Source organism: Nocardioides alkalitolerans DSM 16699, assembly GCF_000426525.1.
GTDB lineage: Bacteria > Actinomycetota > Actinomycetes > Propionibacteriales > Nocardioidaceae > Nocardioides > Nocardioides alkalitolerans.
In genome coordinates this window covers 348474-368159 of record NZ_AUFN01000011.1, presented here as the reverse complement: position 1 = coordinate 368159, position 19686 = coordinate 348474, and the positions used below count along the sequence as shown (strand labels likewise).

Annotated in this window: 20 protein-coding genes; 10 read left to right on the top strand and 10 right to left on the bottom strand. The window is 74.4% G+C overall.

The genetic code is table 11. The annotated features are described in order from the left end of the window. Window positions 1-30 precede the first annotated feature (30 nt). Window positions 31-1347 (top strand): DUF4032 domain-containing protein, encoded by a 1317-nt coding sequence (locus tag K329_RS25605; protein WP_084541119.1) that lies wholly within the window; start codon window positions 31-33, stop codon window positions 1345-1347. 10 nt (window positions 1348-1357) lie between these two features. Then, a complete protein-coding gene (locus K329_RS29470) occupies window positions 1358-2611 on the top strand; it encodes a GNAT family N-acetyltransferase (RefSeq protein ID WP_052336565.1) in 1254 nt (417 codons plus the stop codon). Between the two features lie 39 nt (window positions 2612-2650). Here K329_RS29470 and K329_RS25595 read toward each other — a convergent pair whose 3' ends face one another. From K329_RS25595 to cysS, 3 genes are read right to left on the bottom strand one after another with little or no spacing between them, the layout of a single operon-like run. Continuing rightward, window positions 2651-4366 (bottom strand): metallophosphoesterase, encoded by a 1716-nt coding sequence (locus K329_RS25595; protein ID WP_211225778.1) that lies wholly within the window; start codon window positions 4364-4366, stop codon window positions 2651-2653. A gap of 3 nt (window positions 4367-4369) precedes the next feature. Next, entirely contained in the window at window positions 4370-5338 is a 969-nt protein-coding gene (rlmB, locus tag K329_RS0108400) for a 23S rRNA (guanosine(2251)-2'-O)-methyltransferase RlmB (RefSeq protein WP_028472682.1), read from the bottom strand. 1 nt (window position 5339) lies between these two features. Next, window positions 5340-6785, bottom strand: a complete 1446-nt coding sequence (cysS, locus tag K329_RS0108395) for a cysteine--tRNA ligase (protein WP_028472681.1) — start codon at window positions 6783-6785, stop codon at window positions 5340-5342. A 172-nt stretch (window positions 6786-6957) separates the two neighbouring features. Between cysS and K329_RS25590 the strand changes: the two genes are divergently transcribed. Next, window positions 6958-8271: a C39 family peptidase gene (locus K329_RS25590; protein ID WP_052336564.1), complete on the top strand. Its 1314-nt coding sequence runs from the start codon at window positions 6958-6960 to the stop codon at window positions 8269-8271. 24 nt (window positions 8272-8295) lie between these two features. Here K329_RS25590 and K329_RS25585 read toward each other — a convergent pair whose 3' ends face one another. Continuing rightward, window positions 8296-9876: a molybdopterin-dependent oxidoreductase gene (locus tag K329_RS25585; protein ID WP_052336563.1), complete on the bottom strand. Its 1581-nt coding sequence runs from the start codon at window positions 9874-9876 to the stop codon at window positions 8296-8298. 63 nt (window positions 9877-9939) lie between these two features. Between K329_RS25585 and ispF the strand changes: the two genes are divergently transcribed. Then, entirely contained in the window at window positions 9940-10446 is a 507-nt protein-coding gene (gene ispF / locus K329_RS0108380) for a 2-C-methyl-D-erythritol 2,4-cyclodiphosphate synthase (protein WP_084541118.1), read from the top strand. A 3-nt stretch (window positions 10447-10449) separates the two neighbouring features. Here ispF and K329_RS25580 read toward each other — a convergent pair whose 3' ends face one another. The 3 genes from K329_RS25580 to nirD are packed head-to-tail and all read right to left on the bottom strand — an operon-like array spanning window position 10450 to window position 12420. Next, entirely contained in the window at window positions 10450-11247 is a 798-nt protein-coding gene (locus tag K329_RS25580; RefSeq protein ID WP_084541117.1) for a MerR family transcriptional regulator, read from the bottom strand. A 31-nt stretch (window positions 11248-11278) separates the two neighbouring features. After that, entirely contained in the window at window positions 11279-12070 is a 792-nt protein-coding gene (locus tag K329_RS25575; protein ID WP_052336561.1) for a sirohydrochlorin chelatase, read from the bottom strand. Continuing rightward, entirely contained in the window at window positions 12067-12420 is a 354-nt protein-coding gene (gene nirD / locus K329_RS0108365; RefSeq protein ID WP_028472679.1) for a nitrite reductase small subunit NirD, read from the bottom strand. The genes K329_RS25575 and nirD overlap by 4 nt, the downstream gene beginning before the upstream one ends. A gap of 176 nt (window positions 12421-12596) precedes the next feature. On the opposite strand from nirD, the gene K329_RS29465 reads away from it, so the two are divergent. Both K329_RS29465 and K329_RS0108355 read left to right on the top strand, forming a co-directional pair. After that, window positions 12597-13400 carry a GIDE domain-containing protein gene (locus K329_RS29465; RefSeq protein ID WP_052336560.1) on the top strand — a complete coding sequence of 268 codons (804 nt, stop codon included), beginning with the start codon at window positions 12597-12599 and terminating at the stop codon, window positions 13398-13400. Beyond that, on the top strand, window positions 13397-14128 hold the full coding sequence (locus tag K329_RS0108355; RefSeq protein ID WP_043642758.1) for an IspD/TarI family cytidylyltransferase: 732 nt from the start codon (window positions 13397-13399) through the stop codon (window positions 14126-14128). Before K329_RS29465 ends, K329_RS0108355 begins: the two co-directional genes overlap by 4 nt. Here the strand turns inward: K329_RS0108355 and K329_RS0108350 are convergent. Together K329_RS0108350 and K329_RS0108345 are read right to left on the bottom strand one after the other, a co-directional pair. Then, window positions 14115-14672, bottom strand: coding sequence for a 2-C-methyl-D-erythritol 4-phosphate cytidylyltransferase (locus K329_RS0108350; RefSeq protein WP_028472677.1), 558 nt, complete (start codon window positions 14670-14672; stop codon window positions 14115-14117). The two genes, K329_RS0108355 and K329_RS0108350, sit on opposite strands and share 14 nt — an antisense overlap. Window positions 14673-14784: 112 nt before the next feature. Next, entirely contained in the window at window positions 14785-15270 is a 486-nt protein-coding gene (locus K329_RS0108345; RefSeq protein ID WP_028472676.1) for a CarD family transcriptional regulator, read from the bottom strand. A 249-nt stretch (window positions 15271-15519) separates the two neighbouring features. Between K329_RS0108345 and K329_RS0108340 the strand changes: the two genes are divergently transcribed. The 4 genes from K329_RS0108340 (at window position 15520) to K329_RS25565 (ending at window position 18961) form a co-directional block, all read left to right on the top strand. Then, window positions 15520-16356, top strand: coding sequence for a UbiA family prenyltransferase (locus K329_RS0108340; RefSeq protein WP_043642564.1), 837 nt, complete (start codon window positions 15520-15522; stop codon window positions 16354-16356). 130 nt (window positions 16357-16486) lie between these two features. After that, window positions 16487-17194 carry a hypothetical protein gene (locus K329_RS0108335; RefSeq protein ID WP_028472674.1) on the top strand — a complete coding sequence of 236 codons (708 nt, stop codon included), beginning with the start codon at window positions 16487-16489 and terminating at the stop codon, window positions 17192-17194. A 3-nt stretch (window positions 17195-17197) separates the two neighbouring features. Then, window positions 17198-17941, top strand: coding sequence for a phosphoglyceromutase (locus K329_RS0108330; RefSeq protein ID WP_028472673.1), 744 nt, complete (start codon window positions 17198-17200; stop codon window positions 17939-17941). A gap of 105 nt (window positions 17942-18046) precedes the next feature. After that, complete coding sequence (locus tag K329_RS25565) at window positions 18047-18961, top strand: helix-turn-helix domain-containing protein (protein WP_052336559.1); 915 nt, start codon at window positions 18047-18049, stop codon at window positions 18959-18961. 47 nt (window positions 18962-19008) lie between these two features. Here K329_RS25565 and phoU read toward each other — a convergent pair whose 3' ends face one another. After that, on the bottom strand, window positions 19009-19671 hold the full coding sequence (gene phoU / locus K329_RS0108320) for a phosphate signaling complex protein PhoU (RefSeq protein ID WP_043642563.1): 663 nt from the start codon (window positions 19669-19671) through the stop codon (window positions 19009-19011). Window positions 19672-19686: the final 15 nt, after the last annotated feature.

The following is a 19686-nucleotide window of genomic DNA, read 5'->3' as shown; positions in this document are numbered from 1 at the left end:
CGACCGGACGACGGACGGCAGGAGGAACCCGTGGCACTGCGCATCGTGGCGAACCGCCCCGACCCGGCCCTGGTCCGCCTGCCCTGGTCGCTCCCGCTCGCCGACTGGAGCGACGACGTCGTCGTACCGCTCCCGCGCGGCATCTCCCGCCACGTCGTCCGCATCGTGCGGCTCGACACCCGCGGCCGGCCCGGGGCGCCGGCCGGGTCGACGTACGCGGTGAAGGAGACCGAGGAGGCGATCGCCTTCCGGGAGTACGGGATGCTGCGCGACCTCCAGCGCTCCGGCCTGCCCGCCGTCGTGGCGCAGGGCGTGGTCACCGGCCGCGTCGGCGCCGACGGCGAGGCCCTGCCCGCGGCCCTCCTCACCCAGCACCTGAGGTTCTCCCTCCCCTACCGCAGCCTCTTCGCCCACGGGGCCGGCGCCGACCACGTCTCGTCGCTCGTCGACGCCCTCGTCGTGCTGCTGGTGCGGCTGCACCTCGCGGACTTCTACTGGGGCGACGTCTCGCTCTCCAACGTGCTCTTCCGGCGCGACGCGGGCGGGTTCGCGGCGTACCTCGTCGACGCCGAGACCGGGGAGTGGCGCAGCCCGCTCTCCGACCGCCTCCGCGAGTACGACGTGGAGGTCGGCTGCCAGAACGTGTTCGCCGAGCTGTGCGACCTGCAGGCCGCCGGCACGCTCGACGAGGACTTCGGGACGCACGCGGTGGTCGCGATGATCGAGGAGCGGTACGGCGCGCTGTGGGGCGAGCTCACCGGCAGCGAGGAGTTCACCACCGACGAGATGTGGCGCATCGAGCAGCGCATCCAGCGCCTCAACGACCTCGGGTTCGACGTCGAGGAGCTCGACATCGTCACCGACTTCGACGGCGACCGCGTCGAGATCCAGCCCCGCGTCGTCGAGCTCGGCCACCACTGCCGCGAGCTGCGCGCGCTCACGGGCCTGGACGTCGAGGACGCCCAGGCGCGGCGGATGCTCAACGACATCGCCGCCTTCAGCGCCCACCACGACCTGGGCGGCGCCGACCGCGGCCTCGTCGCGCACCGCTGGCTGACGACGGTCTACGAGCCCCTCGTCGCGATGGTGCCGGCGGAGGCCCGCGGCAAGCTCGACGGGCCGGAGCTCTTCCACGAGGTCCTCGAGCACCGCTGGTACCTCTCCGAGCTCGCCGGCCACGAGGTCGACATCTTCGAGACCGCCCACGACTACATCGACCGGATCCTCCTCGGACGGCCCGACGAGGCCGTCGCGCCCCCGCTGGACGACGGGCTCGTGCCGGCCGACGCCGCCGACGCGGCGGTGGGAGGGGAAACCCGGGAGACGACGGTCGACACCAGCCCGTAGGTTGCCGGGCATGGCCCTCCACACCCGCCGGCTCGGTCCCGACGACCCCGAGAGCGTGCACGTCGCCTCACGCCGGCTCGGCACCGAGGCCTTCGGCGCCTGGCCGAGCGACCGCACGCCGCCGCCCCTGCCGGTCGGCGACGCCTGGCCCGCCGGCGTCGCCATGTGGGCCACGTTCGACGACGAGCTCCCCGATCCCGCCGACCCCGACGGACCGCTGATGGTCGCCCGGGTCCGCACCCACGACTACACCTCCTGGTTCGGCGGCGCGTCGGTGCCGACGACCGGGTACGCCGGCGTGGCCGTCACCGCCGAGCACCGGGGCGGCGGCCTGCTGAACGAGCTGTTCGCCGCCTCCCTCGTGGAGTCCGCCGAGGCGGGAGCGGCGCTCTCGACGCTCTACCCGACCGCGCCGGGCATCTACCGGCGCTTCGGCTACGAGGTCGTCGCCGCCTACGACACCGTCGAGGTGCCGACCACCGCGCTGGCCGGCGTGCGTCCCTCCCCGACCGTCCGCACCCGTCGTGCGACCCCGGCGGACGTGCCGGCGGTGCTCGCGACGTACGACACGTGGGCCTCCGCCCAGAACGGCCCCCTCACCCGCCGCGGTCCGCTCTTCGCGGACGCCGAGAAGCTGCTCGACGAGGTCTTCGCCGTGACCCTCGCCGAGGAGCCCGACACCGACGGGACGGCGCGGGTGGTCGGGTTCGCGAGCTGGGACCGCGGCAGCGGGTACGACCTGGACAGCGCCATCGAGGTGCACGACCTCGTCGCCCTCACCGGGGACGCGGCCCGCGCGCTGTGGCGGGTGCTCGGGTCGTTCTCGAGCGTGGCCGGCCGCATCCGGCTGCACACGTCCGACCCCGACGTCACCCGGCTCGTGCTGCCGTCCCTGGCGTGGGAGCGGGCGGCCCACCATCCGTACATGCTGCGGATCCTCGACCTGCCGGCGGCGATGGCGCCCCGGGCCCTGCCCGTCCCCGGGACGGTCGAGCTCGAGGTGGCCGACGATCCCGTGGGCCTCCTCGACGGCGCGTGGCGCCTCACCGCGCTCGACGGCGTCGCCGCCGCTGCCACCCGCACGGGCGCGGCGTCGGGCGACCTCCCGCGGTTCACCGTCGCGGGCGTCTCGCTCCTGTACGCCGGAGCGCAGGGCACCGCGAACCTGCGGATGGCCGGTCACCTGAGCGGACCGACGACGTACGACGCGCTGCTCGACGCCTGGTTCGGCGGCCGGCAGACCCACGTGCGCGACTACTTCTAGCGCGCAGGCGGGTCAGCCGGGTCGGCCGAGCCCGGAAGCTCAGCCGGCCGGGACGGTCTCCTCGTCGGAGGACGAGTCCTCCGTGTCCTCCGGCGCGAGCGGCGTCTCGTCGTCGTCACCGGGCACGAGCTCGCCCGTGTCGCCGGGCTCCTCCGACGGCGTGTAGTCGAGCTCGACGTACTCGCCCACGTCGAAGCGACCGTTCGTCTGGAGCACGACCCACTGCATCCCGACCGGCCGGCCCTCGCGGTAGGTGATGAGCGTGGTCTCGGCGGGACGGCGGGGCTTGCTGCCGACCGCGATCGCGTACGCCGCGCCGCCCGTCGTGCCGCTCGTGTAGCTGTAGCCGAACTCGCCGTTCTCGCCCTCGACGAGGGTCGGGTCGGACCGCACGTGGATGTGCCCGCCGATGACCAGGTCGACGCAGCCCTGCGCGAGGGCGTCACGCCCCAGGGAGGCGTCGTGCACGAGCAGGGTGTTGACCCGCTCCTCGGCGTCGCAGGCCGCCTCGGTGAGCAGGTCGCGGACCTCCCCGAAGGTGAGGTCGACGGTGTCGCGCCAGTTGCCGAGGCCACTGGAGCGCGGGTCGTCGACGCCCATGAGCACGCCGCCGCCGGGGCCCTCCATCGACTCGCCGTCGGTCACGCGGGTCCACCCCTTGTCGGCGAGGTAGTCGCCGACGAAGTCGCCCTGGTCGTGGTTGCCGAGGATGGCGAAGCGCTCGTCGTAGTCGTTGAAGGCGTCGTCGAGCGAGTCGAGGCTGAACGCCTCCCACGGCTGTCCGGTCGAGGTGTCGTCGCCCGCGTCGAGCACGACGGTCGCGCCACCGGTGTCGCCGATCGCCCGGGCCACCGGGTCCATGCCGATGTTGTCGTGGCGGTCGGAGACCATCACGGCCACGGTCTCGTCGTCCTCGGGCTGGCGCAGCTCGAGGTCGGCGGCCCGCTCGGCCGCGTCGGCGTAGAACGCCTGGGAGGCCTCGTACGTCGAGACCGCGCTCTCGATGAGGCGCCGCGTCTGTGCGGTCGTCACGTCGGCCCGGATCTCGACGTCGGCCGCCTCCACCGGGAGCGGGACCTGGTCGCCGAGGAACTCGCCGAGCGTCTGCCACGGGCTCACCTCGGCCTGGGCCTCGTCGGTCGTCGCGTCCTCGCCCGCCCACGGCTGGACGACGAGGCCGACGCCGACCGCGAGCACCACCACGACGACGACCCCGCCGCGCCACCCCAGCGACGCGCGCAGCAGCTGGCGACGACGGTCGCGGCCGAGCAGCAGGTAGATGCCCACGGGCACCGCGCCGGCCACGAGGCCGCGCAGGATCGCGGAGACGGCCATGTCGGTGACGAGGTCGGTGACCTTGGTGATCTGGGCGTCGGGCTGGGAGGCGATGAAGGCGTAGCGCTCCACCAGCTCCTCCGTCGAGGCGACCTCGGTCTTGCCGAGCTGGAGGTCGACACCGATCCGGCCGCCGGTGTCGACGCGCACGTCGGGCAGCAGGGCGCCCGGGTGCAGCACGGCGTACCCGTCGAGGGTCGGGCTCACGACGGTGTCGTGGCCGGCGACGACGGTGGTCCGGCTGCTGCCCAGGAAGAGCGCGAGCGCCACCGCGGCGCCGACGCCCAGCCAGACCACGGCGAGGACCACGCCGGTCAGCACCCGGGCACGGCGGCGGGTGCCGCGCCCCGGTCGATCCCCGGTGGTGGTGCCGGTGGTGGTGCTGTCGGCCGGGTCCTGCGGGGTCTGCTGGTCGGGCATCGCTCAGGCGCGCCGCGACTGAGCGACGGAGTACAGGGCCACGGAGGCGGCGACGCCGGCGTTGAGCGACTCGAGGTCGTTCGCCATCGGGATCGACACGAGCTGGTCGCAGTGCTCGGCGACGAGGCGCGAGAGGCCCTTGCCCTCCGAGCCGACCACCACGACGAGCGGACCGTCGCCGAGCTGGAGGTCGGGCAGCTCGATGTCACCGTCGGCGGCGAGCCCGATGATCATCAGCCCGGCGTCGGCGTAGGCCTTCAGCTGGCGGTTGAGGTTCACCGTCTGCGCGACGGGGATCCGGGCCGCGGCACCGGCGGACGTCTTCCAGGCCGACGCCGTCATGCCGGCGGCACGACGCTCGGGGATCAGCACGCCGTGGGCACCGAAACCGGCCGCGGAGCGGATGACCGCACCCAGGTTGCGCGGGTCGGTGACCGAGTCGAGGGCCACGATGAGCGGGGGCTCGCCCTTCTCGTCGGCCCGGTCGAGCAGGTCGTCGGGGTGCGCGTACTCGTACGACGGCAGCCGCGCCGCCAGCCCCTGGTGCACGGCACCCTGGGTCAGGCGGTCGAGCTCGTTGCGGGTGACCTCGAGGAGCGGCGCACCCTGCTCGGCGGCGAGCCCGAACACCTCGCGCATGCGGCCGTCGCGCTCGGTGCCCTCGGCGACGTAGACGCCGGTCACCGGGATGCCGGAGCGCAGCACCTCGGCCACCGAGTTGCGCCCGGCCACCCACTCCGCGTCGCTGCTCTTCGACGTACGACGCGGCGGACCGCTGCGGCCGCCGCCCCGGGCGGCGGACCGCTCCGCGGCCTTCGCCGACTTGTAGGTCTTGTGGTAGGGCCGGTCCTTGGCCTTGGGCGTGGGCCCCTTGCCCTCGAGACCGCGGCGCACGCGACCTCCGGAGCCGGCGGTGGGGTTGCCCTTGCCGCTCTTGCGGATCGCGCCCTTGCGCTGTGAGTTGCCTGGCACGTCAGTCTTCCCGTCTGTTGGTGGGTGCACCGTCGACCAGGGACCACTCGGGTCCGCTGGGTGTGTCGGTCACCTCGATGCCTGCGGCCTTGATGCCGTCGCGGATGGCGTCGGCGGTCGCGAAGTCCTTGGCCGCCCGGGCGGCGGCACGCTGCTCGAGCATCCCGGCGACGAGGGCGTCGACCGCGGCCACGAGGGCGTCGTCGGCGCTCCCGCCCGCGGACGGCCACGCCGGGTCGGCCGGGTCGAGCCCGAGCACGTCGAGCATGGCGCGCACCTGGCCCGCCGTGGTGCGTGCGGCCTCGGTGTCGCCGTCGGCGAGCGACCGGTTGCCGTCGCGCACGGCGTCGTGGAGCACGGCGACCGCGGCCGGGGTGGCGAGGTCGTCGTCCATCGCGGCCACGAACGCGGCCGGGAGGCCCGGGAGTCCTGCGGGCGCATCGGTGGCGTCGCCCCCGGCGCGCTCGAGGAAGCCCTCGACCCGGCGGAACCCGGCCGCGGCCTCGTCGAGGGCCTCGAACGAGAACTCGACGTGGCTGCGGTAGTGGGCCGCCACCAGGTAGTAGCGCAGCTCGATGCCCCGCACGCGCTCGAGGATCCGCGGGATCGACAGCGTGTTGCCGAGCGACTTGCTCATCTTCTCGCCGGCGGTCGTGATCCAGGCGTTGTGCAGCCAGTACGACGCGAACGCGTGCCCGGCCGCGCGCGACTGGGCCTGCTCGTTCTCGTGGTGGGGGAAGCGGAGGTCGAACCCGCCGCCGTGGATGTCGAAGGCCTCGCCGAGGTACTTGCCCGCCATGGCGGAGCACTCGATGTGCCAGCCGGGCCGACCGCGACCCCACGGCGACGGCCAGGAGGCGGTCGCGGGCTCGCTCGGCTTGTGGCCCTTCCAGAGGGCGAAGTCGCGGGCGTCCCGCTTGCCGCGCGGGTCGGCGTCGGCCGCGGCCTCCATGTCGTCGATCGACTGGCGGGTGAGCTCGCCGTACGACGGCCACGAGCGCACGTCGAAGTAGACGTCGCCCGAGCCGTCGGCGGCCGCGTAGGCGTGGCCGCGCTCGACGAGCGCGCCGATCAACTCGAGCATCTCGGGCACGTGGCCGGTCGCCGCGGGCTCGTAGGTGGGCGGCGCGACGTTGAGCGCCGCGTACGACGCCGTGAGGTCGCGGTGCATCGCCTGGGCGTGGGCGAACCACGGGCGCCCACGCTCGGCGGCCTTGGCGAGGATCTTGTCGTCGATGTCGGTGACGTTGCGGATGAACGTCACGTCGAGGCCGCGCGCGGTCAGCCAGCGCCGCAGCACGTCGAAGTTGACCCCGGACCGCACGTGCCCCACGTGGGGCTCCGACTGCACCGTCAGACCACACACGTACAGACCGGCCCGACCTTCGACGAGGGGCACGAAGTCACGCACTTCGCGGGTCGCGGTGTCGTAGAGGCGCAGGGTCACCCGCCTGATTCTAGGGCCACGAGGCCCTCCGGCCGACTCGTCGCGCCCGGGGGCCGGCGGCGGCGCTCACCGTCGGCGCCGCGCCCTCCCTCGCGTCCCACCCGTCGCAGAGGTCGCACACGCCTCGTGCGTATCCGCTGACAGCGACCGCGGGGCGTCGTACGCTCGACGGGTGAGCGAGCCCCTCGGAACCCCGGACCACCCCGCGACCACCGGCGTCGAGCGCCGCACCCTGCTGCGCGCCCCGGCCGCCGCCGTCGCCGGCTCGGTCGCCCTCGGGGCGCTCGGTGCCCTCGGCGGTGCCGCTCCGGCCTCCGCCGCGGTCGCCCGCCAGGTGATGTACCGCGCCTGGGAGGGGCCCCGCCTGCTGCGCACCGGCCAGCTCGACAGCGTCGTCGTCGACGCGACGGGCGCGCTGGCGATGCCGGCCAACGCCCGCCTGCGCACCACCCTCAACGGCAAGACGTACGCCGGCGGTGCCTGGTACTCCCCGTGGGTCCGCGAGGGCTACGCCTTCACCGAGCTCATCCCGTCGTGGGCGGCGGTCACGCCCGGCGACAGCTTCATCGTGGTCGAGGTGCGCGGCAAGGACGCCGCCGGCCGCACCTCGAGCTGGGACGTGATGGCCCGCTGGGCCACGGGCGACAGCCAGGTGCGCCGCACGTCGTTCGGCGCCCAGACCGACGACCTCGCGAACGTCGCGGTCGACACGTGGCGCTCCAGCTCCGCGACGGGGCTGCGCGACTTCCAGCTGCGGGTCTCGCTCTACCGCAAGGTCGGCGCCACCACCGCCAGCCCGACGGTCCGCTCCGTGGGCGCGATGACCTCGCGCCTCCCCTCCGGCTCGGTGCAGCCGTCGCGGCCGCTGGGCATCGCGAAGACGCTGCCCGTGCCGCAGTTCTCGCAGATGGTGCACTCGGGCCACTACCCGTCGTACGGCGGCGGCGGCCAGGCCTGGTGCTCCCCCACCTCGGTCTCGATGGTCCTCCACTACTACCGGGCGCTGCCCACCTCGAGCGCCTGGTCGTGGGTGCCCGCCGGCCACGTCGACCCGTGGGTCGACCACGCGGCCCGGATGACGTACGACACCACGTACGGCGGCTGCGGCAACTGGTCGTTCAACACGGCCTACGCCAACCAGCGCGTCGCCAGCGCCTTCGTGACCCGGCTCAAGAGCCTGCGCGAGGCGGAGGAGTTCATCGCGTACGGCATCCCGCTCATCGCCTCGATCTCGTTCGCCCGGGGCCAGCTGTCGGGCTCGCCCATCGGCGCCACCAACGGCCACCTGCTCGTCATCTCGGGCTTCACGCCCGAGGGCGACGTGGTCGTCAACGACCCGGCGTCGCCGAACCGGGAGGGCGTGCGCCGCGTCTACCAGCGCGCCCAGTTCGAGAACGTCTGGCTGCCCAAGTCGGGCGGGCTCGTCTACGTCATCCGTGACGCCGCCCACCCGCTGCCGCCGCGCGGGACCCGCCGCAACTGGTGACCCCGGCCCGGGGGCCGGGCCCGCTCACGCCTCGACGACGGTGAACGTCACCTCGTGGAGGCCCGTGGTCGGGTCCTCGGTCTCCTCGGGGTCGCCCTCGTCCTGCAGGTTGCCGACGCGGTCGCGGGCCCGGGCGCGCACGACGTGCTCACCGGGCTCCAGCTCGACCTCGGCGCGCCACTGCACCCACGCGTCGTGCTCGCGCGCGTCACCCAGGATCGCCAGCCGCCACGCACCGCCGTCGACCGACACCTCCACCGAGCTCACGCCCTGCGGCGGCGCCCAGGCCGTGCCCGCGAGGCGGACCACGCCGGGCGGCAGGTCGCTGTCCGACGCCGGCACCTCGACCCGGGAGGACGGACGCACGGGCGTGAGCAGCGCCGGGTCCTCCTCGCGGGTCTCGGCCACCACGTCGAGGCGCGTGACCTCCCAGTCGACCACCCACTTGCAGGCGGACGCGGCGCCGTACAGGCCGGGCACGATGGTCCGCGCGGGGTAGCCGTGCTCGAGCGGCAGGGGCTCGCCGTTCATCGCGAAGGCGAGGAGCCCGCCGCGGCGGGGGTCGCCCAGCGCCTGCGTCGACGTCACGCACGACCAGCCGTCGCGGCCCGTCTGCACGACGGCGTCGGCCCCGGGCAGCACGCCGGCCATCCCCAGGAGCACCCGGGTCGGCACCCCCGACCACCAGGCGTTGCCCACGAGGTCGCCCCCCGGCTCGTTCTGCAGCGAGACCAGCGCCTGCCACCCCTCCTGCACCGTCATGCCGATGAGCTGGGTGTAGCTGAGCAGCACCTCCCGCTCCACCTCGCCGTGGATGCGCAGCTGCCACTGCTCGGCGTCGATCGTCGGCACGATGAGCGCGGAGTCGACGCGGTAGAAGTCCTCGTTGGGGGTCATCCAGGGAGTGAGGCCGGCGACCTCGAGCTGCGCGCCGGCGGGCACCTGGGGCGGGGTCACCATCGTGAGGCGCAGCAGGTCGCGGCCCCGTTCGACGACGCGGCGGCCCTGGCCGATCACCTCGCCCACGACGGTCGTCGCGACGGCAGCCACGACGACGACGGCGGAACGGACGAGGAAGGCCCGCCGGCTGCCCCGGAGGCCCGGCTCGTCGGTGTCGGTCCGGCCGGCCTCGCCCGCACCCCTCTCCTCCGGGACGCCGCGGCCGCGGCGCAGCAGCGACCACCCGCCCCCGACCACGGCCAGCCCGATGCCGAAGCCGAGTGCCCCGGCCGCCACGGGCACGAAGTCGACCCGGGTGGTGGCGGGCCGCACCACGACCAGCAGGAACCCGACCGCCGCCACGAGGACCGTCACGACGGCCGGGGTGCGCCAGCCGTCGGAGGCGGCGAGGCCGGTCGCGGCGGCCAGCGCGGTGGTGCCGAGCACCAGGAGCACGATGAGGAGCGGTCCGGTCGCGATCGCGACGAGGTCGACGCCGTTGTGCACGATGTACTCCGGCGGGAGGGCGGTGATGATCGCCTCGCGCAGGCCCAGCAGGGGCCCGACCTCCAGGGTGACGGCGCCCGCGGCCAGCTCGCTCAGCCCGAAGCCGAGCAGCGCGGCCACCACGCCCGCCAGGGCCCAGCGCCCCCGTGCCTCGCTCACGCGCCGATTCTCCCTCCACCTGCTCCGCGGGGCTCCGCGGGCCGGGTCCGGCATGATCCTCCCGTGACCGTACCGTCCCCCGACCCCAGGCCCCTCCTGCCCCGCGTCGGGGTGGGCACCGACGTCCACCGCTTCGCGGACGGCGTGCCGATGCACCTCGCCGGCCTGCACTTCCCCGACGAGCCCCGGGGGCTCGAGGGCCACTCCGACGCCGACGTCGCCGCGCACGCCGCGTGCGACGCCCTGCTGTCGGCCTCGGGGCTCGGAGACCTCGGCAGCAACTTCGGCACGTCCGCGCCCGAGTGGGCGGGGGCGTCCGGGGTCGCGCTGCTGACCGAGACCGTACGGCGCGTGACCGCCGCCGGGTTCGTGATCGGCAACGTCGCGGTGCAGGTGATCGGCAACCGTCCCCGGATCGGCGGGCGCCGGTCCGAGGCGGAGCAGGTCCTGAGCGCGGCCGTGGGGGCACCCGTGACGCTGTCGGCCACCACGACCGACGGGCTGGGGCTCACGGGCCGCGGCGAGGGCGTCGCGGCGCTCGCCACCGCCCTCGTCGTACCGGTGGCCTGAGGCTCAGCCCGAGAACCCGCCGAGCGGGGAGTCGCCGCTCCCGAAGAGCGCCTCGGCCTGCTCGCCGGTGAGCGCGCCCAGCTCCTCCGCCAGCACCCGCTCGATCACCTGGGCGAGCTCGTAGCGGAACGACGCCAGCACGGCCTGGCTCACGATCGGCAGCAGCGCCTCGATGCTGCTGACGAGGTCGGGCCACTTCTCCTCGGGCATGCCCTCGGCGAGGAAGCGCTGCCACACGTCGTGCCGGAACGCCTCCACGTAGTCGGCCGCCATCTGGCCGAGGTGCGTGTGGGACTGGTCGAAGAGCCCGACCACCGTGTCCTTCCCCAGCCCCATCCGCATGCCCTGGGCACCGGCGCGCACGAGCGCCGGTCGGAGCATCCGCACGGTGTCCGGGTCGAGCCGCTGCAGCAGGCCCCGCTGCTCGAGCGCACCCACGAACGACTCGTCGTGCGCGATGCCGGCCAGGTCGGCGAGCGCGTCGACCGTGACCTCCTCCGGCTCGACGGGGCCGCCGACGGGCCGGGTGAGCAGGGTCAGCAGGTCGAGCGCGTGGGTCTCGGGCACGTGCGGGTTCTCGGCCAGGGCCTTCTCGACCGCGTTGAGGGTGTAGCCCCGGTCGAGCAGGTCGCGCACGAGCGCGAGGCGGGCGGCGTGGTCCTCGTTGTAGTAGCCCTTGCGGCCGATGAGGCGCGGCGCGGCCATCAGGCCGCGGGTGGCGTACGCGCGGACGTTCCGCACGGTCATCCCGACCCGCGCGGCCAGCTCGTCGATCGTCATCTCTCCGGGGCGTGCGCTCATGGCCCGGCCATTCTGTCAGGCGTGTCGAGCCTCAGGCGGCAGGCCTCCGCGCGGCGGCCCGACCGGTCCCTCGGGCCGCGCTGCGCGCCGTGGCCCGTCCGACCGCCCCGAGGTAGCGACGGGCGACGAGCTCGACGACCAGCCGGTGGGGTCCGAGCACGTCGGCCAGCACGTCCGCACCGCTCGCCCGGGCGAGGGCCGAGGCACGGTTGGCGTGCGGTCCGCTGCCCAGCAGGTACGGCGCGACCGCCACACGCAGGCCCTGCGCGCGCAGCTCGGCGACGGTCTCCGCGACGGGGGCACCGGTACCGGTCACGCCCGCGGGCCGCACCACCGCGTGCCGGCGTCGGGCGTGGAGGAGCTCCGCCGCGCGCTGCAGCTCCGACTCGGTCGTGGCGGCGCCGTGGCCCGCCCCGACGAGCACGACCGCGTCCGCGGACCGTGCGCCGGCGGCCACCAGCTGGCGGCTGGCCGCCTCGGCGAGCAGGGGGTGGGGGCCGATGCCGGGCGTCACGCGCACGGTGTCCGGGCCGAGCCCGGGCAGGCGCGCGCCCGCAGCGGCGTACTCGCCGAGCTCGGGGTCCGTCGTCAGGGTGAGGGGCACGACGACGACGCGGCGGCCCTGGCGGGCCAGGGTACGGAGGACGGTGGTGTAGCGCGGGCCCCCGCCGTCGAGGAAGCAGGTCACGCGCCCGACCCCGCCCAGCCGGCGTCCGGCCTGGGTCGTCACGGCCCGCGGCACGAGGTCGCCGGCGGGTGCGCCGCTCCCCCGCGAGAGCGTCACGAGGATGGTTCCGTCGGTCTCGTTCGTTCCGGTGCTCATGCCACGACCTCCTGCTTGCGACTGCCGACGAGGACGACGCCCTCGACGACCTTGACCTCGTACGCCGGCACGGTGACGCCCTCGTCCTCGCGGCAGCGGCCCGTCCTCAGGTCGAAGGAGTGACGGTGCACCGGCGACGCCACGAAGGGCACGCCGTCGCGACTGCCCACGATCCCCCGCGCCATGACCGAGGCGTGGGCGAACGGATCGTGGTTGCCGAGCGCGTAGACCAGGTCGTCCGCGGTGCGGAACAGGGCGATCGCCTGACCGTGCACCAGTGCCGTCGCGCCGCGCTCGACCTCGAGCTCCGCGACGCGGCAGACCGGCCGCCACTCCTGCGCCCCGCCCATCCGTGCCTCCCTCGTCCCGAGCCCGCTGGTGGCGCGAAACTAGGCGCCGCGTGTTGACGGGGCGTGTCGCCGCGTTACGCCCGTGAAAACACCTTCCGGCAGCGGCCCGGGTTTGGTGCGCCCCGGCGGACGGCAGGATGGCCCGGCACGCCCGTCCCCCTCCCGAGGAGCCCGCCATGGTCTACCTGTTCGTCGCCGCTGGCTTCGCCGCCGCGATCGGCGCTCTCTCGCTCTACAAGGCCCGGCAGGCCTCGGCCAACGTCGCCGGGCTGCTGGGGGTCGAGACCAGCACGACCGCGCTGCTCCACGAGCTGCACCAGAACGCCACGGCCGCCGCCGGGCCGGGCGCCTACCGCGAGCGCGTCGAGGTCGAGGGCGTCGTCGTCGCCGGCCCCGGCGGCCTGCTGACCTCGGAGATCTCGAAGACCGAGTGCGTGTGGCACCAGCACCGCGTCACCCGCCACTACGAGCACGTGCGACGCGACGACGAGGGCCGTCGCCGGGTCGAGAAGCGCAAGGAGAAGGTGGCCAACAACCGCAGCCGCGACGCCTTCGTGGTGCGCGACGACCACGGCGAGGTCGTCGTGGTGCCGACCCACAACGTGCAGCAGGCGCGCAAGACCGTCAGCGAGTTCCGCCCGGAGGCGCAGGGGAACGCCGGCACGCAGCTCAGCCTGGGCTCCTTCTCGCTGTCGCTGCCGGCCGCCGACCGTGGGGGCACGGTCGGCTACCAGTACGACGAGTGGGTGCTGACGCCCGGCACCCGGGTGTTCGTCTCCGGCGAGGCCGTCGACCGCGACGGCCGGCTCGAGATCCGCGCGCCCCAGGACGACCGCATCCTCATCACGACCCGGTCCGAGGACGAGGTGCTCGACGACAAGGGCCAGGAGGCCAAGATGTCCGGCCTCACGGGCTACGGCCTGCTGGCCCTCGCCGTGGCGCTCGCCGTCGCCGGCGTCGTGGTCGGGATCGTCCGCTGAGGCCCGCCGTCGTCCTGCTCGCCGGCGGCTCGGGCACCCGGGTCGGGGCGGGCGTCAACAAGGTCCTCCTGGACCTCGCGGGCGAGCCCGTGCTGGTGCGTGCCCTCCGTACGGCGCTCGCCGTCCCCGACGTCGTGCGCGTGGTGCTGGTGGTGCGCCCGGAGGACGAGCAGCTGGTCGCCGCCGCGGTGGCGCCCCACCTCGGCGAGCGCGAGGTGCTGCTGGTGCACGGCGGCGCCACGCGACACGCCTCCGAGCTCGCGGCCCTCGCCGCGCTGGAGCAGGACCTGCTGTCGGGCGACGTGGACGTGGTGGCCCTCCACGACGCGGCGCGTCCGCTGGCCCGCCCCGAGCTGTTCACCCGTGCTCTCGAGGCCGCGGAGGCCCAGGGGGGCGCGGTGCCGGCGGTCGAGCTGCCCGCGCTGGTACGACGCGACGGCGGCCCCGTGGCCGACCTGACCGGCGACGCCCGGACCGTCGGCGTGCAGACCCCGCAGGCGTTCCGCGGGCACGACCTGCTCGCCGCCTACCGGTGGGCGGACGCCTCGGGGGTCGAGGCCACCGACACGGCCGGCTGCGTGAGCGCCTGGGCCGCGGCCACCGGCACCGACCTGGCGGTGGTCGCCGTCCCGTCGTCGCCCGCCAACCTCAAGGTGACGTACGCCGAGGACGTGCCGGCGGCGGTCGCCCTGCTGGACGCCCGCACCCCCGGCCTCACGGGGTGGTGAGGGCCTCGAGCACCGCGAGGTCGTCCGGCCCGGACACCCGCCGGCCCGCGGCCGGCACCTCCACCAGCACGACCCGGTAGCGCTCCTGCAGCGCGGTGACGAGCGCACCGAAGTCGAGGCTCGGCAGCCGTTCCAGGTCGGCGACGACCGACACGGGCAGCACGACGGGCGACGCGACGGCGGCGAGCGCGTCGCGGTCGACGGTCTCGCCGAGCAGTCCGTCGCGCGCCACCTTCACGGTGTCGGTGACCGGGCGCACGCCCACCACCACGACGTCGTCGTCGACAGCCCGCCGGACGCACGCGACGAGGTCGTCGGCGTCGAGCAGCGGGCACAGCGAGTCGTGGAGCACGAACGGCACCTCGGCCGCCCGGACGTCGGCCCACGGCGTGCCCAGGCTGATCGCGTCCACCCCGGCGGCGCCGAGCGCCCACGCGGCGCAGGCGACGAGGGACTCGCCGTGCACCAGCGCGAAGGGCAGGGAGCCGCGCCCCTCCTCGACCACCGTGCCCCAGACCGGGCCCTCGAGCTCGTCGTACGTCACGTGTGCCTCACCCGGCCAACCTATGCCCCGCCGCCGCTCCCGGGAACGACGACGGCCCCGGGAGGTTCTCCCGGGGCCGTGATCGATGCTGTGGTGCGTGGAGGGGGTCGCCTCAGGAGGCCAGCACCTCGTCGAGGATGGACTCCGCCTTGTCCTCGTTGGTGCTCTCGGCGAGCGCGAGCTCGGAGACGAGGATCTGCCGCGCCTTCGCGAGCATCCGCTTCTCGCCGGCCGACAGACCGCGGTCACGCTCCCGGCGCCAGAGGTCGCGCACGACCTCGGCCACCTTCATGACGTCACCGCTGTGCAGCTTCTCGAGGTTGGCCTTGTAGCGACGCGACCAGTTGGTCGGCTCCTCGACCTGCTCGGCACGGAGGACGTCGAACACACGGTCGAGACCCTCCTTGTCGACCACGTCGCGGACCCCGACGAGGTCGAGGTTGCACGCCGGCACCCTCACGACCAGGTCCTGCTGTGCCACGATCCTCAGGACCAGGTACTCCCGGTCCTCTCCCTTGATCTTCCGCATCTCGATGTCCTCGATGACTGCGGCCCCGTGATTGGGATAGACGACCGTTTCGCCGACGGTGAAAGTCATATGTCAGGTTCCCCTTCCTAGGGGACCCACTCTACCACGGTGTGACGCCTCCCTCGGCTGCGTTTGTGCAGGTCAGCGGCATGACGAGGGGTTGACAGATGACGGAATGCTGTGTTCCGGCGGCCGGAAGACGTCCCGTCAGGACGGCGTGACGGAGGACGGTCGCCCGTCGGTCCCCCGTCGTCCCGCTCGCTCCGACGCGCCCGCTGACCTCCCCAAACTGCTCGCCCGTGGTCGATACTCCTCCTCATGGCGGCCTCCTCCACCGACGCGACGACCTCGCCCGCACCGGCGACCCCCGAGGTCGACGAGACCGGCGACGACACCACCGGGACCGGCAGGCCGAGGACCGGACGCCTCCCCCGCCCGAGGGTGCCCCGCAGCGTGCGCACCGCGCTCGACCTCGCCCAGGCCGCCCACCCGCGCCAGCTGGTGCTGACGGCGCTCGGCGTCGCGGGCGCCGCGTTCGTCGCCGGACGTCCGATGACCGAGGTCTGGCTCGTGCTCGCGACCGTCGCGCTCGGCCAGGCCGTGCTGGGGTGGCACAACGACCTCGTCGACCGCGGCTCCGACGCCCGGGAGGAGCGGCCGCGCAAGCCCGTCGCCGCCGGTCGCCTCGACCACGGCACCGTCTGGTTCGCGCTCGCGTGCGCCGTCCTCGCGCTCGTCCCGCTGGCGGTCGCCAACGGGACGACGGCGGCCGCCGCGTACGTCGGCAGCGTCGTCATCGGGGTGCTCGGCAACCTCGTGCTGCGCGGCTCGGTGCTCTCCTGGGTGCCGTGGGCGGCGTCGTACGCGCTCTACCCGTTCTTCCTCTCGTACGGCGGGCTCGGCGGCAGCTACGAGGGCGGCGCACCACCCACGGTCGCGATCGTCGTGCTGGCCGGCGCCCTCGGCGTGTGCGTGCACGTGCTGCGGGCGCTGCCCGGCCTCGTGCCCGACAACCGGAGCGGACGTCGCCATCTGCCACTGCGCCTGGCCCTCCGCACGGGGGCGCCGCGCCTGCTGCTGCTCGCGAGCCTCGCCACCGCCCTGGTCGTCGCGGGCCTCGTCGCGGTGGCCGCCACGAGCGGCCTCACCCGCTGACGCCGACTGTGACCGGCCGCGGCGAGGGGGCACACCACCGGGTCACCCGCGAACGCTAGGCTGTGCCCGGCCGCGCCAGCAGGGCGGCGTACGACCACGGCACCACTGCCCGACGACGAAGGTATCCACGATGCAGCGCACCCCCGCACGCACCTTCTCCCGCAACCGACGCCGCCTCGGCCTGTTCCTGGCCGGCGCCCTCGTGGCCGCCCCCGCGCTCTCGTCGTGCGGCAAGTCGGGCTTCGACGTCTCGACGGACCTGCCCTACGTGCCGGCCAACGGCGCCAACTTCCGCGAGGACGCGCCGATCGACGTCGTCGGCCTCGTGATCGTCTCGGCCGAGGACGGCTCGGGCACGCTCATCGCGACCTTCGTCAACAAGACGCTGGAGCCCGCGACGACGCCGGAGATCGCGCCGCGCGACGAGGTCGAGGTCGAGGGCTACGAGCCCTTCGAGATGACGAGCAACGAGTACGTCAACCTCGCCGACGAGACGCTCGACCCGATCATCGTCACCGGCGAGACGGTGGTCAGCGGCGCCAGCGTCCCGCTCGTGTTCACCGAGGGCGACATCGAGCGCACGATGTGGGTGCCCGTCGTGCCGAACGACGAGACCACCACGACCCTCCCGCTCGAGCACGGCGAGGAGTCGGGCGAGGAGTCGGAGGAGGGCACCGACACCGAGGAGCACTTCGGCGAGAGCCACGACGGCGCCCCCAACCCGTGGGCCGACCTCGACCGCTCCGCCGACGCCGCTCCCGAGGAGCCCGCGACCGTCACCCCGGAGCCGGCCACGCCGGAGTCCGAGACCTCGACCGACGCTCCCACGGAGGGCTGACCCGTGACCTACACCCTCGTGCTGCTCCGCCACGGCGAGAGCGAGTGGAACGCCAAGAACCTCTTCACCGGCTGGGTCGACGTGGCCCTGACCGAGAAGGGCCGCGGCGAGGCCGTCCGCGGCGGCGAGCTGCTCAAGGACGCCGGCGTCCTGCCCGACGTCGTGCACACGTCGCTCCAGCGCCGGGCGATCAACACCGCCGCGCTCGCCCTCGACGCGGCCGACCGCCACTGGATCCCGGTCCGTCGCTCGTGGCGCCTCAACGAGCGCCACTACGGCGCGCTCCAGGGCAAGGACAAGAAGCAGACCCTCGAGGAGTTCGGCGAGGAGCAGTTCATGCTCTGGCGTCGCAGCTTCGACGTGCCCCCGCCGGCCATCGCCGACGACGACGAGTTCTCGCAGGCCGCCGACCCGCGCTACGCGGACCTCGGCGACGAGGCCCCGCGCACCGAGTGCCTCAAGGACGTCATCGGCCGCCTGCTCCCCTACTGGGACTCCGCGGTCGTGCCCGACCTGCGCGAGGGTCGCACCGTGCTCGTCGCCGCCCACGGCAACAGCCTCCGCGCCATCGTGAAGCACCTCGACCAGGTCTCCGACGACGACATCGCCGGCCTCAACATTCCGACCGGCATGCCCCTGGTCTACCGGCTCGACGACGACCTGCGTCCGACGGTGCCGGGCGGCGAGTACCTCGACCCCGAGGCCGCTGCGGCGGCTGCGGCGGCCGTGGCGAACCAGGGCCGCTGAACCGGAAGGTTCCCCCGCGTCGCCCGTTCCGCTGAGGACCGACGGCCACTAGCGTTGCGCCCTTCACCCCCGACCGGTCCTGCCGGCCGAGATGGAGGAGAGGACGTGACCCTGGTCGCCCCCGAGGCCAAGGACGACGGCTTCGCGACCGCGCTCCGCGCCGCGCTCGAGGCGAGCGGGCTCGGTCTCGAGTCGGTGCAGCGCCGGCTGGCCCAGCGCGGCGTCAGCATCAGCGTCGCCACCCTCAGCTACTGGCAGACGGGGGCGCGCACCCCCGGTCGGCGTGCGTCCCTCGAGGTCGTCGCCCACCTGGAGGCCCTCCTCGGGCTCCCCGGCGGCGAGCTCGTCTCCCGCGTGCCCGCGCCGCGCCCGCGGGGGCCGGTCGCACCCCGCACCGACGAGGTCACCCTCCCCCGCTTCGCGGCCCGCGACGTGGTCCGGCGGATCACCGAGACGGTCGAGAACCCCGACAGCCTCCTGCTGGGCCGCATCTCCCACCACGACGAGGTCGTGATCGGCGCCGACCGGCGGCTGGCGTCCGCGCGCAGCCGCATCGTGGGCCGCGCGGAGGCGGACGGGCTCACGGGGATGGGCATCACCCAGTTCCTCGACGACCACACCGCCGGCACGCCACGCCTGATCGTCCACGGCGGCGGCTCCGTCGGGCACGAGATCGTCGACCACGACCACCGGGTCGTGGGCGTCCGGCTCGACTACGACGTGCCGCTGCGGCGCGGCGACGCCGTGCTCATCGACTACGAGCTCGGCACGGAGGGCGCAGGGCCGCGCGACACGTCGTACGACGCGAGCTGCAGCCTGCCGGTGCGGGAGTACCTGCTCGTCGTGAAGTTCCGGACCGACGACGTGCCGGCGCGCGTCGAGTCCTACCAGCTGCACGGCGACGGGACGCCTCTCCACCCGCGCCGCCGGGTCCAGCCCGACCACCGCGGCCACGCCGTGCTGCTGGCCCTCGACTGCCCGCCCGGCACCGTCGGGATGGCCTGGTCCTGGGACGACTGAGGCCCCCGGCGTGCGCCGGGGGCCCCAGCTGGACGGGTGGGGCGTCGTCAGCGCTGCGAGGCGCTGCCGGCCGGGTTCTCGCCCGTGACGACGAAGACGACTCGGTTGGCCACCGACACCGCGTGGTCGGCGATGCGCTCGTAGTAGCGGCCCAGCAGGGCGAGGTCGACCGCCGCCTCCACCCCGTGGGGCCACTCGTCGTCGAGCATGGCGGAGAAGGTGGCGCGCCGCAGGGTGTCCATCTCGTCGTCGACGAGGTGGAGGTCGCGCGCGGACTCGGCGTCGCGCTCGAGGATGATGCGCTCGACCTGCGCCGTCATCGTCTCGGCGACCTTGGCCATGCGGCCCAGGGTCGGCTGCACCGACGCCGGGACAGCGAGGTCGGGCACCCGCAGGCGGGCGATCTTGGCGACGTGGACGGAGAGGTCACCCATGCGCTCGAGCTCGGCCACCATGCGCAGCGCCGCGACGACGACCCGCAGGTCACCGGCCACCGGCTGCTGGAGCGAGAGGAGGGAGAACGCGTTCTCCTCCACCCGCTCGCGCGTGAGGTCGATCTCGAGGTCACCGGTGATCACCTTCTCGGCGACGAGGGCGTCGCCCGAGAGGAGGGCGGTGGTGGCGTCGGCGACGGCGCGCCGCACCTGACCCGCCATGGCGGAGAGATCGTCGAAGAGAGCATCGAGCTGCTCGTGGAAGGCATCACGCATGCCCACGAACCTAGA

Excerpts from the sequence above, each read along its gene's own strand:
- phoU (WP_043642563.1), bottom strand. The coding sequence starts at position 19,671 with ATGCGTGATGCCTTCCACGAGCAGCTCGATGCTCTCTTCGACGATCTC.
- K329_RS25580 (WP_084541117.1), bottom strand. The coding sequence starts at position 11,247 with ATGAGCGCACGCCCCGGAGAGATGACGATCGACGAGCTGGCCGCGCGG.
- K329_RS29465 (WP_052336560.1), top strand. The coding sequence starts at position 12,597 with ATGGTCTACCTGTTCGTCGCCGCTGGCTTCGCCGCCGCGATCGGCGCT.
- K329_RS25575 (WP_052336561.1), bottom strand. The coding sequence starts at position 12,070 with ATGAGCACCGGAACGAACGAGACCGACGGAACCATCCTCGTGACGCTC.
- nirD (WP_028472679.1), bottom strand. The coding sequence starts at position 12,420 with ATGGGCGGGGCGCAGGAGTGGCGGCCGGTCTGCCGCGTCGCGGAGCTC.
- K329_RS0108335 (WP_028472674.1), top strand. The coding sequence starts at position 16,487 with ATGCAGCGCACCCCCGCACGCACCTTCTCCCGCAACCGACGCCGCCTC.
- K329_RS0108340 (WP_043642564.1), top strand. The coding sequence starts at position 15,520 with ATGGCGGCCTCCTCCACCGACGCGACGACCTCGCCCGCACCGGCGACC.
- K329_RS29470 (WP_052336565.1), top strand. The coding sequence starts at position 1,358 with ATGGCCCTCCACACCCGCCGGCTCGGTCCCGACGACCCCGAGAGCGTG.
- K329_RS0108345 (WP_028472676.1), bottom strand. The coding sequence starts at position 15,270 with ATGACTTTCACCGTCGGCGAAACGGTCGTCTATCCCAATCACGGGGCC.
- K329_RS25595 (WP_211225778.1), bottom strand. The coding sequence starts at position 4,366 with ATGCCCGACCAGCAGACCCCGCAGGACCCGGCCGACAGCACCACCACC.